The following is a 15,031-nucleotide window of genomic DNA, read 5'->3' as shown; positions in this document are numbered from 1 at the left end:
CGGCGCCCGCCCGGGCCTACTGCCCCAGCGCGCCGTGCATCTCCCAGACCAGGATCTCGGCTCCGTCCGCGCCCGCGGTGACGCGGCGGCCGCCGTCGTCGACGATCCTGGCGGCGTCACCTGCGCCCAGCTCGGCCGGGACCGCCTCCAGCCCGGCCGTTCCCCGGGCCACGAACGCGTGCACGTACGGCGCCGCGGGCAGCTCCGTGACCCCACCCGGCCGCAGCCGCACGACGGCGAGCGCCGCGCGTTCCTGACGCAGCGGCAGCATCCGCACGCTCCGGTGCCGGGCGAGCCCGGACGCCAGCACGACCGGCCCGCCCACGTCCACCGGTGCGTCGCGGACGGCGTACTCGGGATCCCCGCCGGGGGTGTCGGGCACCACCCACATCTGCACGAACCGGACGCCCTGCTCGGGTGTCGCGTGCTCGGAGTGCCGCACGCCCGAGCCCGCGCCCAGCCGCTGGACCGCGCCGGGAGCCACCCGTTCGATCCGCCCGCTGCCGGTGTCGCGGTGCTCGAGCTCGCCGTCGAGCACCCAGGTGAGGATCTCGGTGTCCCGGTGCGGGTGCTCGTCGTAGCCCCGGCCGGGGACGACCCGGTCCTCGTTGTGCAGCAGCAGGAGCCCGAAGTGGGTGTTCGCCGGGTCGTAGTGCGCCCCGGCCGAGAAGCTGTGCCGCGAGTCCAGCCAGCCGGTCTCCGTGCGGAAGCGGTCCCCCGCCCGGTGCAGGGTGACGCGGGGGTCCTGGTCGATTCCGGTGGTGCTCATCGTCGTGCCATGCTGCCCGACGTGCACCGCCACCCGGTCGCGGCCGCGACACTACGTCGCCTCGAGCTCGCCTCCGCGCGGCTCGCGGCGGAGTGCCTGGCGGAGATGGAACGGCGCCGGCCGTGGTTCGCGGCGCTGCCCGCCGACCAGCGGGCCGGGGTGGCGCTGGTGACCCAGACCGGGGTCGCGAACTTCGTCGAGTGGCTGCGGGAACCCGAGCGCACGACGCCGATGACGGCGGAGGCGTTCCGGATCGCGCCCCGCGACCTGGCCCGGCGGATCAGCCTGCGCCAGACCGTCGAGCTGGTGCGGATCGCGGCGGACGTCTTCGAAGAGTACCTGCCCCCGCTCGCTGCCGACCCGGACGAGCGGCACGAGCTGACCGAGGCGGTCCTGCGGTTCGGCCGGGAGGTCGCGTTCGCCGCGGCCACCGTCTACGCCGGTGCCGCCGAGTCCCGTGGGGCGTGGGACGCCCGGCTCGAAGCCCTGGTCGTCGACGCGGTGCTGCGCGGCGACGTCGACGAGGCCCTGGTCTCCCGGGCCGCGGCGCTGGGCTGGGATCCGGCGGCGCCGGTGCAGTGCCTGGTCGGCACCGTCCCGGGATCCGGCCCGGACTCGCCGCAGCTGATCGTGGAGCTGCGCCGGCTGGCCGCGCGGCTCGGGTACGAGGTGCTCGTCGGCGTCCAGGGACGGCGGCTCGTGGTGCTGCTGCACGCCACCGGTCGGACGCCGCGGCGGCGGGTCGACCGGCTCGCCGACGGCGCCGAGCCGGGCGGGGCCGGCCCGCCCGGAACCGACCGTGACCGCTCCGGTGCGCAGGAGGCCCCGGCCGACACCGCGGGGGACGACGGTGCGTCCCCGGCCGTGCTCGCCGAGGTCGCCGCCCGGTTCGGGCCGGGCCCGGTCGTCGCGGGGCCGCGGAGCACCGACCTCGCCGCCGCGGGCGGCGCCGTCGCCGAGGCCCTCGCCGGGCTCGCCGCCGCCCCCGGCCACCCGGACGCCCCGCGCCCGGTCGACGCGGCCGACCTTCTCCCCGAGCGCGCCCTGTGCGGGGACCCGGCCGCCCGGCGGCGCCTCGCCGAGGACGTCCTCGCTCCCCTGCACGACGCCGGCGGCGAGCTCCTCCGCACCCTGTCCGCGTACCTGGAGGGCGGGGCCAGCCTGGAGGGCTGCGCCCGCACGCTGTACGTACACCCCAACACGGTCCGGTACCGGCTGCGGCGCATCGGCGAGCTGGTCGGCCGCTCGCCCACCGACCCGCGCGAGGCGTTCGTGCTGCGCGCGGCGGTCGTCGCGGACCGGGTCGAGCGGGCCCGCACCGGGCTGCCGCCGGACACCCCGCTCACCCCGCTGGACGGCACCGGGGACCAGGATCACACCGGCCCGCAGGCCCCCGTCGCCGCCGGCGGGACCGGCGGGTGATCGGATGTGCTTGTCGTGAACCCTACAAAGAGCGGCCGCTACGGGCCGGTAACGAGGCCTCGGTCACACGGCTACGTTGGAGGTTTCCTCCAACTACGCTGGGCCGAAGTTCGTCGTAACCGATATCCCGCCGCCGACCCCGTGAGGTGTGTGATGTTCCGGTGATCGCCCTGCTCGCTCCCGGCCAGGGGGCCCAGACCCCCGGCATGCTCGCCCCGTGGCTGGAGGACCCGGCCGCCGAGAAGACCGTCGCCGGCTGGTCCGAGGCCGTCGGGCTCGACCTGGTCCGGCTGGGCACCACGGCCGGCGCCGAGGAGATCACCGACACCGCGGTCACCCAGCCGCTGATCGTCACGCTCGGCCTGCTGGCCGCCCGGCGGCTGCGGGAGCGGGTCGAGCTGCCGGCCGGCACGATCGTCGCGGGGCACTCGATCGGCGAGATCACCGCGTCCGCGATCGCCGGCGTCCTCACCGACGACGCCGCCGTCGCGCTCGCCGGGGTCCGTGGCCGCGAGATGGCCGCCGCCTGCGCGGTCGCGCCGACCTCGATGGCCGCCGTCCTCGGCGGCGACCAGGACACCGTGCTGGCCCGCCTGGCCGAGCTCGGCCTCGACCCGGCCAACCGCAACGGTGCCGGGCAGATCGTCGCCGCGGGCGCCCAGGAGGCGATCACCGAGCTGGTCGCCGCGCCGCCGGAGGGCGCGCGGGTCAAGGAGATCCCGGTCGCCGGGGCGTTCCACACCGCGCACATGGAGCCGGCCCGCGAGGCGCTGGCGACGCACGCGTCGTCGGTCGAGGTGTCCGACCCCACGCTGACCCTGCTGTCCAACGCGGACGGCGAGGTCGTCACCTCGGGGACCGAGACGCTGCGCAGGCTGGTCGCCCAGGTGACCCGGCCGGTCCGCTGGGACTCGTGCATGGAGACCCTCGCCGCCCGCTCGGTCGGCGCCACCCTCGAGCTGCCCCCGGGCGCCACGCTGACCGGCCTGGTCAAGCGGGCGGTCAAGGGCACGCCGACCCTCGCCGTCAAGACCCCCGAGCAGCTCGACGCGGCCGCCGAGCTCATCGCCGAACACGGGAAGTGAGCAGGAGCATGCGTCTCGCCACACCGGTCGCCGGGGCCCGGATCCTCGGGCTCGGCAGCGTCCAGCCCGAGCAGGTCGTCACCAACGCCGACCTGGAGAAGCGGGTCGAGACCGACGACGCGTGGATCCGGTCCCGGGTCGGCATCGCCGAGCGCCGGATCGCCGACGCCGAGACGTCGCTGCCGGACATGGCGATCGAGTCCGGGAAGGCCGCGCTCAAGGACGCCGGCTTCGACCCGGCCGGGCTGGACGCCGTCATCGTCGCCACCTGCACGATGCCCAACCCGATCCCGAACGCGGCCGCCCAGGTCGCCACCGGCCTCGGCGCGAACGGGGTGGCGGCGTTCGACGTCAACGCCGCCTGCGCGGGCTTCTGCTACGCGCTCGGCGTCGCCTCCGACATGATCCGCGCGGGCTCGGCCCAGCACGTGCTCGTGATCGGAGCGGAGAAGCTGTCCGACTGGGTCGACTGGGACGACCGCTCGACCTGCATCATCTTCGCCGACGCGGCGGGCGCCGCCCTGGTCGGCCCGGCGGACGCCGACGACCAGGTGGGCATCGGCCCGGTCAGCTGGGGCAGCGCAGGCGACCTCGCGTCGACGATCCGGATCCTGGGAGAGTCGACGAACAAGCTGCACCAGGAGGGCCAGTCGGTCTTCCGCTGGGCCACCACCGCGATCGCCCCGGTCGCCCTCGACGCGGTCGAGCGTGCCGGGCTGACCCCGGCCGACATCGACGTGCTGATCCCGCACCAGGCGAACCTGCGGATCGTCGAGGCGATCGCCAAGAAGCTGCGCCGGCACGGCGCGCGGGAGGACATGGTCGTCGCCGACGACATCGTGTACTCCGGCAACACCTCGTCCGCGTCGATCCCGATGGCGCTGGACCACATGCGCGCCGCCGGCCGGGTACGGTCCGGCGACGTGCTACTGCTCGTAGGCTTCGGCGCGGGACTGTCCTACGCCGGGCAGGTCGTGGTCTGCCCCTGACCCGACCTGGCACGACACCCACCCCAACACCCTCGCAAGGAGATTCACACCGTGGCTGACAACGCTGAGATCCTGTCCGGGCTGGCCGAGATCGTCGAGGAGGTCGCCGGCATCGACACCGCCGAGGTGACCCCGGAGAAGTCCTTCGTGGACGACCTGGACATCGACTCGCTGTCCATGGTGGAGATCGCCGTGCAGGCCGAGGACAAGTTCGGGGCCAAGATCCCGGACGACCAGCTGGCCGAGCTGAAGACCGTCGGCGACGCCGTCGACTTCATCGCCAAGCACCAGTGATCCGGACCGGCGCGCCAGGGCGTCCGCACCGGCGCGCCGCCGGGGAGAAGGAGACACCATGACCGACGGAGTGGTCGTCACCGGTTTCGGGGCCACCACCCCGCTCGGCGGGGACGCGGCCTCGACGTGGGAGGCGCTGCTCGCCGGCAAGTCCGGAGTCGGCACCACCCAGGCCGAGTGGACCGAGCGGTTCGACCTGCCGGTGCACATCTCGGCCCAGCTCGCGGTGGACCCCACCGAGGTCCTGCCGCGGGTGCAGGCCCGCCGGATGGACCGCTGCGAGCAGGTCGCGATGGTCACCGCCAAGGAGGCGTGGGAGCACGCCAGCCTGGGCGCCGTCCCGGGCGAGGAGGGCGCGGCCGTCGAGGGCGAGCGCCTGGCGGTCGTGGTCGGCGCCGGCATCGGCGGGGCCCCGACCCTGCTCGCGCAGGACGACCTGCTCGAGGAGCACGGCCTGCGCAAGGTCTCCCCGCTGACCGTCCCGATGCTCATGCCCAACGGGCCGGCGGCGATGATCAGCCTGGAGTACAAGGCCAAGGGCGGGGTCCACTCCCCCGCGTCGGCGTGCGCGACCGGGGCCGAGGCACTCGCCTGGGCCTATCGGCTGCTGCAGGCCGGCGAGGTGGACGTCGTCCTCGCCGGCGGGGCCGAGTCCTGCATCGTGCCCATCACCGTGGCCGGCTTCGTCCAGGCCCGGACCCTCTCGGCGCGCAACGACGACCCGGAGCGTGCCTCCCGGCCGTTCGACACCGGGCGGGACGGGTTCGTGCTCGGCGAGGGCGCGGGGGTGCTGGTGCTCGAGCGTGAGGAGTTCGCGAAGGCCCGCGGCGCGACGGTGCACGGCCGGCTCGCCGGGATCGGCCTCACCTCGGACGCGTACCACATCACCGGGCCCGACCCGGAGGGTGAGGGCCAGGTCCGCGCCATGCGCAAGGCCGTCGAGAGCGCCGGGCTGCAGGCCTCGGACGTCACCCACGTCAACTGCCACGCCACCTCCACGGTGGTCGGCGACGTCGGCGAGTCGGTGGCCGTGCAGAAGGCCCTGGGCGACCACCCGGTGCTGACCGCGCCCAAGTCGGCGCTCGGGCACCTGGTCGGCGGGGCCGGGGCGGTCGAGGGCATCATCGCGCTGCTGTCGGTGCGCGACGACGTCATCCCGGCCACCCTCAACCTGGTCGACAAGGACCCGAAGGTCGAGCTCGACGTGGTCGCCGGTGAGCCCCGGAAGACCGCGGTGGACGCCGCGCTGAACAACTCGTTCGGCTTCGGCGGGCACAACGCCTCGCTGCTGTTCACCAAGGCCTGAGATCGACGACGGCGGCGGCCCGGGTCCCTGCGGACCCGGGCCGCCGTCGTCGTGCCCGGTCGGTCAGCAGGGTGCGCCGAGCACGCTGCCCGCGTCGCCGACCAGGATCCGCGGCGGCGAGCCCGCCATCGGGTAGGTGGCCTGCCAGCAGATCCGCCCGACCTGCAGGCCGGGCGGCCCGTCCTCCGGATTCTGGACGCTGACGAACCGCACCAGCGCCTGCACGCCGTGCCCCGGCGCCGGGTCGATCCGGTCCACCCGGATCGTGCCGTCGATCGTCGTGCCGACGCCGTCCAGCCACGCCTCGCGCGGCTGCCGCTCGGCCCGCTCCGGGCTCACCACCCGGGCCCAGGTCGCGTAGTCACGGCCGTTGATCGCGTTGAAGTAGCGCTGGACCTGCTCGAGCACGAGCTGTGCCGCGGGATGCTCCGCGGCCCCGTCACTGATCGTGACGACGCCTTCCCCCGCTCCGTTCGGCGGCACCGACGGGGGCGCCGCCGTCGGCGCGACCCCGTCCGGTGACGTCCCGGACGCCGTCCACGCGGTCCCCCCGACCGCGACGAGCGCCACTGCCACTGCTGCGGCCGTCGCCGCAGCCCTCCCGTTCACTGTTCCCCCCTGCACACACCGCCCAGTGTGCCGGGTGGGGAGCCGTCAACCGACCCGGTGGGTCAGCCAGGTGACGGCGGCGCCGTCGCCGGCGAAGCGGAAGGACTCCAGCTCGTCGTCCCACGCGGTGCCGAGCAGCTGGTCGAGGCGGCGGCACAGGCCCGTGCCGCCGGTCTCGGCCATGACCGCGCGCAGCTGGTCCTCGGGCAGCACGACGTCACCGTTGGCGCTGGTCCGGCCGTGCCACATCCCCAGGCCGGGGACGTGCATGAACCGCTCGCCGTCCATGCCGGGGCTGGGTTCCTCGGTCACCTCGAACCGCAGCATCGACCAGGCGCGCAGCGCGCCCGCGAGCGCACCACCGCTACCGGCGGGGCCGCTCCACGAGCACTCGGCCCGCATCTGACCGGACGCCACCGGCTGCGCGGACCACTCGAGGGAGACCCGCGTTCCGAGGACGCCCGAGATCGCCCACTCGACGTGCGGACAGACCGCAGTCGGCGACGAGTGGACGAACACCACTCCGCGTGTGCTCACTGCCAACCTCCGCTGTCGTCGACGAGGATCGTCTTCCCCTACGTCCTCGTGCGTGAGCGGTGGCGCCTGGAGACGCGCGGTACGGATGTGCTGCGTGTGGGTGCCGGTGACCTCCGGGGTTCCTGGGGAGCGGGTGATCTCACTCTGCCGCATCCGGGCGCGGGCGGCCACCCCGACACGGCCTCCGGGTGGACGACGACCGGCGTGTCGCCGCCCGGCACGCGGGTCAGACGGTGTAGGTGGCGACCGTCGCGCCGGTCTCCGGGTCGGTGTGCTCGGTGCGGGTCAGGTCGCCGCGGTCGGCGAGGACGTCCAGGTGCGCACCGGTCTCGAGCACGGCGAGCATCCGGTTGAACAGGTCCATCTCGTCGAGCCGGCGCTCGCGCCGCGTCCAGCGCAGCACCCGCGCGACGGCGTCCGCGCTGGCGTTCCCGGCCGCGACCGCGTCCCGGCACTGGGCGAGCCGGTGGTCGTGGTGGGCCAGCAGCTCGTCGACCCGGGCGTGCACCCGGCCGCCCACCGCGCCGTGCGCCGGCAGGAGGTCGGCGTCGGGGAGCCCGCGCACCAGCCGCAGCGAGTCGAGGAACTGGCCGAGCGGGCTCGCGACCGGCGACGGCTGCAGCCCGATCGACGGCGTGATCCGCGGCAGGATGTGGTCGCCGGAGAACATCAGGCCGTTGCGGTCGTCGCTGAAGACCAGGTGGCCGCGGGTGTGCCCGGGCGTCTCGACGGCGGTGAGCGTGCGGGTCGCGGCCTGGTCCCCGACGGTGAACGCGGCGCGGTCGGCGATCCACTCGTCGGGCGCCTCCCACTCTCGCGGGTCCGCGCGGGGCCACGGGCCGCGGCCGAGCTCCTCGACGATCCCGATCGCGCCGCAGCGCAGCAGCCGGGTCCGTTCCGGTTCGTAGGGCACCCGGTCCCGGTCCTGGATGAGGTCGAGGTTCGGCTTCTCCCCTCCCCCCAGCAGGACCGTGGCGCCGTACTCCCGGCGCAGGACCGACGCGAGGGTGTAGTGGTCGCGGTGGGCGTGGGTGATGAGGAACCGGCGGACGTCGCCGAGGCCGGAGCCGAGGGCCGCGAGCGCCTTCTCCAGCAGCTCCCGGGCCTCGTCGATCGCCCAGCCGGAGTCGATCAGCGTCCACCCGGTGCTGTCCGCCAGCGCGTAGACGTTGACCGCCCGCAGGCCGTCGTTCGGCAGCGGCAGCGGGATGCGGTAGACGTCGGTGGCGCAGCGGTAGACGCCCGGGGCGGTCCAGTCGCCGTCCGGGTCGTCGTCGGTCACGGTGGATGCCATCACCCGGGAGATAGTAGTGCAGAGCTAACGAGTGAACGCATCTTCACCGGCGGTGGCCCCGGCCGCGAAGAGCCCCTCGCCGTAGGTGGCGCGGAAGGTGGCGACGACGTCGTCGAGCGGGAGGTCGTGGAAGGTGCCGCGGTCGTGCTCGTAGGTCATGTAGCGGGCGCCGGTGCCGTCGAACTCGTGCAGCAGCGCGTCGTGGACGCCGTCGAAGGCGATCGGCGCGACGCCGAACCGGGCGCACAGCTCCGCGTTGAACGCCGGCGTGACCTTCACCCAGCGCTCGTCCAGCCACAGCGCGGTGTAGCCGTGCCAGACGAACAGCTCCGCTCCGCCCATCCGCTCACGCAGCCGCGGGGTGGTGAGGTGGTTGCGGACGTCGGCGAAGCCCAGCCGTGCCGGGATCCCGGACGCCCGGGCGGCGGCGGTGAGCAGCACCGCCTTGGGCACGCACCAGTTGCTCGACCGCGCCACGACCCGGCTCGCGCGGTACGCGTCGGGGTCGGTGACGATGCCGAACGGGTCGTACCAGATCCCGTCGCGGACGGCGTCGAACAGCGCCACCGCCCGCTCCCGCGGCCCGTCCCGCCCCGCGGTCACCCGCGCGGCGAAGGCCCGCACCTCCGGGGCACCGGCGTCGGTGAACCATCCGGGCTCGAGATCCTGATCGGTCGGTCGCGACACGGCCTCTCCCTTCCGTCGCACGCTCTCCTCACCATACGTGCACACCCGGTCACGGACAGCCGAGGACGAGCGGGGAGTCCACCCGAGGGTGGGACACACTCGCACCGGGAGGGTGGCGGGATCCGCGCTACGGTCCCTGCGTTCGGTGATCGCGAGGTCGTCCGCGCCGAGCGGGGCGGCACGAGGAGGGGCCAGGCATGGGGGCAGGAATCCCGGAGCAACGGGCCGGGCAGGACGCGCCGTTCCTCACCGTGGCCGAGGTGGCCGAGCGGATGCGGGTGTCCCGAATGACCGTCTACCGGCTGGTGCACTCCGGTGAGCTGCCGGCGGTCCGGTTCGGGCGGTCGTTCCGGGTGCCCCCGGAGTCGGTGGACCGGTTGATCGAGTCGGCCCGCTACACGGGAGGCTGAACGGTCACCGCACGCGACCGCGCCGCCGGCGGTGGCGCGGCATGATCGCGATCGGGCAGCATCTGCGCCCGTGAGCTCCACATCGCACGGCATCCCCGTCCGGGTGCGGCTCGGGCGCCGGCCCGACCACGTCCGCTGGTTCCGGGAGGTTCCCCGGCCCGGCGACTGGGTCAACTTCGCGCCGCCGGGCATGCGTCGCGACGACTACGAGGTCGACTGGGTGCTGCACTGGGCCGTGGACCCGGCCGACGACGAGACGCCCGACGTCACGATCGAGATACAGCTCGTCGAGCCGGAGTAGTCCGGGTCATCCGAAGCCGTGGGTGGTGATTGCGGGCGGGCCGCCGTCGCGCACCGCCTCCAGCACCGCGCGCTCGTGCGGCACCGTCGGCTCGGGCAGCGCGCCGAGCGGGAACCAGCCGAGCCCGGCGGTCTTGCCGGTCTCGGCGGCGTGCGGTTCCCCGGACCAGCGGCGGCACGCGAAGAAGAAGTCGACCCGCTCGTCGACCGGCTCGCCGGTGCGTTCGGTGCGGTGCGTCGCCGTCAGCGGGACGAGGTCGGCGCGGTCGACCGTGACGCCGAGCTCCTCGCGCGCCTCGCGGACGGCGGCCGTGTACGGGTCCTCCCCGGCTTCGACGTGACCGGCCGCGGCGGCCGCCCAGTGGCCGTCCCGGAACCCGGTGTTCGCGCGCCGCTGCAGCAGGACCTCGGCCCGGTCGCCGTCACCGCGCAGCAGGAACACGTAGGACGCCGGGACCACCCGGTAACGATCGGTCACCGGAGCGACCCTAGAGGCGCGCTGCGCCACACCACGGAGCGGCCCGGACGCGCCGACGAATGATCTCGACCCGACCGGGAATGCCGCGGAGCGGTCCGCACCCCCTGGACCGACCCCACCGGGAAGGACGTCTCCATGGCCGACACCACCGACGCGCTGAGCATCTACCTCAACGATCACCTCGGCGGCGCGAACGCGGGCATCGAGCTGGCCCGCCAGCTCGAGCAGCGCGCCGGCGAGCATCTCGACCCGGCCGTGCTGACCGAGCTGGCGGAGGACATCGAGGCCGACCGGGACGTCCTGCGCAGCCTCATCGGGCGCATCGAGGCCTCGACCCACCCGGTCAAGCAGCTGGTGGGCTGGATCGCCGGCCAGGCCCAGCGGCTCGCGGCCAACGAGCTGCTGACCGGCCGGGAGGACCTGAGCCTGCTGCTGCAGTGCGAGATGCTCGCCCTGGGCATCGAGGGGAAACGGGCCCTGTGGGAGGCGCTGGTCGAGATCAGGCCCGACTACCCCGAGCTCGCCGACGTCGACCTGGACCGGCTCGTCGACCGGGCGCAGCAGCAGCGCACCCGGATCGAGTCGGTCCGGCGCGAGTTCGCGCGCCGCAGCTTCGTGCCGTCCTGAGCGGGCATTCACGCCCGGCGCCTCGCCCGACGATCACCGGGGCAGGCGCTCGAGGCGCGAACGCGGACGCAACACCGGGGTAATCCGGCATCCCTACCGTCACTGCGGTGGCGGTCCGGGACGGCAGGCGCGGGGCGGTCGGCGACCGGCTCGGCGTCGTCCCGCCACGCGGGTCGGAGCTGCGGTTCCGGACCGTGCACGGCTACCGGCGGGCGTTCCGCGTCGGGGGGTCCGGCCCACCGATGGTGCTCGTGCACGGCATCGGCGACAGCTCCGCCACCTGGGAGGCGGTGCTGCCGGCCCTCGCCCGGCGCCATCTGGTGATCGCCCCCGACCTGCTCGGGCACGGCCACTCGGACAAGCCGCGCGCCGACTACTCGGTGGCCGCCTACGCCAACGGGATCCGTGACCTGCTCGGTGTGCTGGGCGTGCCACGGGCGACGCTGGTCGGCCACTCGCTCGGCGGCGGCGTCGTGATGCAGTTCGCCTACCAGTACCCGGACCGTACCGAGCGGCTCGTACTGGTCGGGACCGGTGGGGCCGGGCCGGACGTGACGCCGCTGCTGCGTGCGGCCAGCCTGCCGGGAGCGCAGGCGCTGCTCGCGGCACTGCAGCTGCCGCCGGTGCGCTGGCAGGCCGGACTCGTCGTCGAGACGCTGCGGGTGCTGGGCACCGGCCTCGGCCGGGACGCGGCGGACCTGCTGCGACTGCTCGACGGTGTCCCCGACGCCACCGCGCGCGCTGCGCTGATCCGGACGCTGCGTGCGGTCGTCGACTGGCGTGGACAGGTCGTGACCATGCTGGACCGCTGCTACCTCACGCGCGGGATGCCGACGCTGCTGGTGTGGGGTGGGCGGGACGCCGTCGTCCCCGTGGGGCACGCGTACACCGCGCACCGCGCCATGCCGGGCAGCCGCCTGGAGATCTTCGACGAGGCCGGGTACTTCCCGTTCCACTCCGACCCGGCCCGCTTCGTCGGCCTGCTGGAGGAGTTCGTCGAGACGACCGAGCCCGCCCGGTGGAGCCCGGAGCAGTGGCGCCAGCTGCTGCGCTGCCCCGCACCCGCCGCCACGTCCGCCCGCTCGGGGCCGGTGTCCGCGACCTGAGCGGTGGGGCCGTCGCCTCGGCTGAGGGTGCCGCGCCGGCGGTGTGGCGACCGGCCGGGCGGCCGTGCGCGGGGTCGGGCTCACGCACCGCGGGGCGGCACCGGTGACCGGTGCCGCCCCGCGGATGGTGGCGTCCGTCAGCTGCAGCCGCTGGTGGAGCCGCAGCCCTCGCACAGGTAGCAGGAGCCGGCGGGCCGCATCTTCGTCCCGCAGGTCATGCACAGCGGGGCGTCGGCGGCCTTGCCCAGGCGCAGCTCCAGCAGCTCGGTGGAGCTGCCGATCTCTGCCGGGGCCGGCTCGACGGCCGGGTCCTCGCGCTTCTCCTGCGCGGCCGGGACCGAGGACCGGAACTCGTCGAGGTCCAGGTTCTCCGTGCCCGAGCCGTAGTCGTTCTCGACCTGGGCCGCCCGCTCGTCCGCGGAGAAGATGCCCAGCTCGGCGCGCTTCTCGTACGGCAGGTGGTCCAGCGCCAGGCGACGGAACAGGTAGTCCAGCACCGAGGTCGCGATGCGGACGTCCGGGTCGTCGGTCATGCCGGCCGGCTCGAAGCGCAGGTTCGAGAACTTCGAGACGTAGAACTCGAGCGGGATGCCGTACTGCAGGCCGACCGAGATCGACATGGAGAACGCGTCCATCACACCGGCGAGGGTCGAGCCCTGCTTGCCGAGCTTCACGAAGATCTCGCCGAGGCCGTCGTCCGGGTAGCTGCCGGCGGTGAGGTAGCCCTCGGCGCCGCCGACGGTGAACGACACCGTCTCGCTCGGGCGCTTCTTCGGGAGCCGCTTGCGGATCGGGCGCTGCTCGATCACGACCTCCGGCTCGGGCTTCTTCTCGCCGGACTCGCCCTTGCCGGCCGAGAGCGGCTGGCCGACCTTGCAGTTGTCCCGGTAGATCGCCAGGGCCTTGAGGCCGAGCCGCCAGCCCTCGAGGTAGATGCGCTCGACGTCCTCGACGGTGGCCCGCTCGGGCATGTTCACCGTCTTGGAGATCGCGCCGGACAGGAACGGCTGCGCGGCGGCCATCATGCGCACGTGCCCCATCGGGGCGATGGACCGCTCCCCCATGGCGCAGTCGAACACCTCGTAGTGCTCGGGCTTCATGCCCGGGGCGTCGACGACGTGGCCGTGCTCGGCGACGTACTCGACGATCGCCTCGGCCTGCTCGGGCTGGTAGCCGAGGTTGTCCAGCGCACGGCGCACCGACTGGTTGACGATCTGCATGGAGCCGCCGCCGACCAGCTTCTTGAACTTGACCAGCGCCAGGTCCGGCTCGATGCCGGTCGTGTCGCAGTCCATCATCAGGCCGATCGTGCCGGTCGGGGCCAGCACCGACGCCTGGGCGTTGCGCCAGCCGTTCGCCGCGCCGATCTCCTGGCACTGCTGCCAGGTCAGCGTGGCCATCTTCTGGATCGGGCCGCTGGCCGGGAAGCTGCGGATCTGATCGTTCGCCGCGGCGTGCTTGCGGATGACCCGCTGGTGCGCCTCGGCGTTGCGGGCGTAGCCCTCGTAGGGGCCGACGATCCCGGCGAGCTCCGCGGACCGCTTGTACGCGGCACCGGTCATCAGCGAGGTGATGGCGCCCGCGAGCGCGCGCCCGCCCTCGGAGTCGTAGGCGTGCCCGGTCGCCATCAGCAGGGCACCGAGGTTCGCGTAGCCGATGCCGAGCTGGCGGTACTTGCGGGTGGTCTCGGCGATCGGCTCGGTCGGGAAGTCCGCGAAGCAGATGGAGATGTCCATCGCGGTGATGATCACCTCGACGGCCTTCGCGAACGTCTCCGCGTCGAAGCGGTCCTCGGCGTCGAGGAACTTCAGCAGGTTCAGCGACGCCAGGTTGCAGCTGGAGTTGTCCAGGTGCATGTACTCCGAGCACGGGTTCGACGCGGTGATCCGGCCCGACTCCGGGCAGGTGTGCCAGTCGTTGATCGTGCTGTCGTACTGGATGCCGGGGTCGGCGCAGTTCCAGGCGGCGTCGGCGATGCCGTGGAACAGCTTCCGGGCGTCCACGGAGTCGATCACGTCGCCGGTCGTGCGGGACCGCAGGCCGAACTCGGTGCCCTCCTCGACCGCGCGCATGAACTCGTCGGAGACCCGGACCGAGTTGTTCGCGTTCTGGTACTGCACCGACGTGATGTCGGAGCCGCCGAGGTCCATGTCGAAGCCGGCGTCGCGCAGGACGCGGACCTTGGCCTCCTCCTTGGCCTTGGTCTCGACGAACTCCTCGATGTCGGGGTGGTCGACGTCGAGGACGACCATCTTCGCGGCCCGGCGGGTCGCGCCGCCGGACTTGATGGTGCCGGCCGAGGCGTCGGCACCGCGCATGAACGAGACCGGGCCCGATGCGGTGCCGCCCGAGGACAGCAGCTCCTTCGACGAGCGGATCCGGGACAGGTTCAGCCCGGCACCGGAGCCGCCCTTGAAGATCAGGCCCTCCTCGCGGTACCAGTTCAGGATCGACTCCATCGTGTCGTCGACGGAGAGGATGAAACAGGCGCTGACCTGCTGCGGGCTCGCCGTGCCGACGTTGAACCACACCGGCGAGTTGAAGCTGAACACCTGGTGGAGCAGCATCCAGGTCAGCTCGTGGGCGAAGATCTCGGCGTCGTCGTCCGTGGCGAAGTAGCCGTTCTCGACGCCGGCCCGCTTGTAGGCGCCGACCACGCGGTCGATGAGCTGCTTGAGGCTGGACTCGCGGGCGTCGCTCCCGACGGCACCGCGGAAGTACTTGCTCGTGACGATGTTGGTGGCGTTCACCGACCAGTCACGGGGGAACTCCACACCGCGCTGCTCGAAGTTGACCGTCCCGTCCCGCCAGTTCGTCATGACGACGTCCCGGCGCTCCCACTCGACCTGCTCGTACGGGTGCACGCCCTCGGTGGTGAAGATCCGCTGCACGGTCAGGCCGCGCCGCTGGCCGGCACGCGCCTTCCCGCGGCCGCGCCCGGCCTTCGCCGACGCCTCCCCGGCTCCGGTCGTACCGTTCCCGGTGCCTGTCGTCGGGCCCCCGACGGTCTCGGTCATGAACTGCCTCCGCTTCGACATCTCGTGTCCGCCCGCGCGCTGGGGTGCGCGGACGGCCGGGGGCGGCGCTGGGTTCCGCCCCGTTCCGGCCCGGCCGGCGG

General features: G+C 73.8%; 16 protein-coding genes. 9 read left to right on the top strand and 7 right to left on the bottom strand.

Features of this window, described 5'->3' with window-relative positions; all coding sequences use genetic code 11:
* Positions 1–16: 16 nt before the first annotated feature.
* The gene (locus tag H7X46_RS07545; protein ID WP_186358720.1) at positions 17–769 is read right to left on the bottom strand and encodes a pirin family protein; all 753 of its coding nucleotides are present in this window, start codon (positions 767–769) and stop codon (positions 17–19) included.
* Between the two features lie 9 nt (positions 770–778).
* Here H7X46_RS07545 and H7X46_RS07540 point away from each other — a divergent pair, with 9 nt between their 5' ends.
* The 5 genes from H7X46_RS07540 to H7X46_RS07520 all read left to right on the top strand — a co-directional run bounded on the left by H7X46_RS07540 (position 779) and on the right by H7X46_RS07520 (position 5,865).
* On the top strand, positions 779–2,191 hold the full coding sequence (locus H7X46_RS07540; RefSeq protein ID WP_186358719.1) for a CdaR family transcriptional regulator: 1,413 nt from the start codon (positions 779–781) through the stop codon (positions 2,189–2,191).
* A gap of 161 nt (positions 2,192–2,352) precedes the next feature.
* A complete protein-coding gene (locus H7X46_RS07535) occupies positions 2,353–3,276 on the top strand; it encodes an ACP S-malonyltransferase (RefSeq protein WP_186358718.1) in 924 nt (307 codons plus the stop codon).
* A gap of 8 nt (positions 3,277–3,284) precedes the next feature.
* Entirely contained in the window at positions 3,285–4,265 is a 981-nt protein-coding gene (locus tag H7X46_RS07530; RefSeq protein ID WP_186358717.1) for a beta-ketoacyl-ACP synthase III, read from the top strand.
* A gap of 51 nt (positions 4,266–4,316) precedes the next feature.
* Positions 4,317–4,559, top strand: a complete 243-nt coding sequence (locus H7X46_RS07525) for an acyl carrier protein (protein ID WP_010231572.1) — start codon at positions 4,317–4,319, stop codon at positions 4,557–4,559.
* A 58-nt stretch (positions 4,560–4,617) separates the two neighbouring features.
* Complete coding sequence (locus tag H7X46_RS07520; protein ID WP_186358716.1) at positions 4,618–5,865, top strand: beta-ketoacyl synthase; 1,248 nt, start codon at positions 4,618–4,620, stop codon at positions 5,863–5,865.
* Between the two features lie 63 nt (positions 5,866–5,928).
* Here the strand turns inward: H7X46_RS07520 and H7X46_RS07515 are convergent, their stop codons facing one another.
* The 4 genes from H7X46_RS07515 to H7X46_RS07500 form a co-directional block, all read right to left on the bottom strand.
* Positions 5,929–6,435, bottom strand: coding sequence for a hypothetical protein (locus H7X46_RS07515; protein WP_186358715.1), 507 nt, complete (start codon positions 6,433–6,435; stop codon positions 5,929–5,931).
* A gap of 84 nt (positions 6,436–6,519) precedes the next feature.
* Positions 6,520–7,011 carry a DUF3145 domain-containing protein gene (locus H7X46_RS07510; protein ID WP_186358714.1) on the bottom strand — a complete coding sequence of 164 codons (492 nt, stop codon included), beginning with the start codon at positions 7,009–7,011 and terminating at the stop codon, positions 6,520–6,522.
* A 226-nt stretch (positions 7,012–7,237) separates the two neighbouring features.
* Entirely contained in the window at positions 7,238–8,305 is a 1,068-nt protein-coding gene (locus H7X46_RS07505; protein WP_186358713.1) for an MBL fold metallo-hydrolase, read from the bottom strand.
* A gap of 24 nt (positions 8,306–8,329) precedes the next feature.
* A complete protein-coding gene (locus H7X46_RS07500; RefSeq protein WP_186358712.1) occupies positions 8,330–8,992 on the bottom strand; it encodes a transglutaminase family protein in 663 nt (220 codons plus the stop codon).
* Positions 8,993–9,189: 197 nt separating this feature from the next.
* Here H7X46_RS07500 and H7X46_RS07495 point away from each other — a divergent pair, with 197 nt between their 5' ends.
* A complete protein-coding gene (locus H7X46_RS07495) occupies positions 9,190–9,402 on the top strand; it encodes a helix-turn-helix domain-containing protein (protein ID WP_186358711.1) in 213 nt (70 codons plus the stop codon).
* A gap of 70 nt (positions 9,403–9,472) precedes the next feature.
* Entirely contained in the window at positions 9,473–9,703 is a 231-nt protein-coding gene (locus H7X46_RS07490) for a hypothetical protein (RefSeq protein WP_186358710.1), read from the top strand.
* A 6-nt stretch (positions 9,704–9,709) separates the two neighbouring features.
* Here the strand turns inward: H7X46_RS07490 and H7X46_RS29430 are convergent, their stop codons facing one another.
* Positions 9,710–10,180 carry an NUDIX domain-containing protein gene (locus H7X46_RS29430; protein WP_186358709.1) on the bottom strand — a complete coding sequence of 157 codons (471 nt, stop codon included), beginning with the start codon at positions 10,178–10,180 and terminating at the stop codon, positions 9,710–9,712.
* Between the two features lie 135 nt (positions 10,181–10,315).
* On the opposite strand from H7X46_RS29430, the gene H7X46_RS07480 reads away from it, so the two are divergent.
* Together H7X46_RS07480 and H7X46_RS07475 are read left to right on the top strand one after the other, a co-directional pair.
* The gene (locus H7X46_RS07480; RefSeq protein WP_186358708.1) at positions 10,316–10,807 is read left to right on the top strand and encodes a hypothetical protein; all 492 of its coding nucleotides are present in this window, start codon (positions 10,316–10,318) and stop codon (positions 10,805–10,807) included.
* A gap of 107 nt (positions 10,808–10,914) precedes the next feature.
* Entirely contained in the window at positions 10,915–11,913 is a 999-nt protein-coding gene (locus H7X46_RS07475; protein ID WP_186358707.1) for an alpha/beta fold hydrolase, read from the top strand.
* 137 nt (positions 11,914–12,050) lie between these two features.
* Here H7X46_RS07475 and H7X46_RS07470 read toward each other — a convergent pair whose 3' ends face one another.
* Positions 12,051–14,930: a vitamin B12-dependent ribonucleotide reductase gene (locus H7X46_RS07470; RefSeq protein ID WP_186358706.1), complete on the bottom strand. Its 2,880-nt coding sequence runs from the start codon at positions 14,928–14,930 to the stop codon at positions 12,051–12,053.
* Positions 14,931–15,031 lie beyond the last annotated feature (101 nt).

It is taken from the genome of Pseudonocardia sp. C8 (assembly GCF_014267175.1).
GTDB lineage: Bacteria > Actinomycetota > Actinomycetes > Mycobacteriales > Pseudonocardiaceae > Pseudonocardia.
This window is presented reverse-complemented; position numbering and strand designations above follow the sequence as displayed.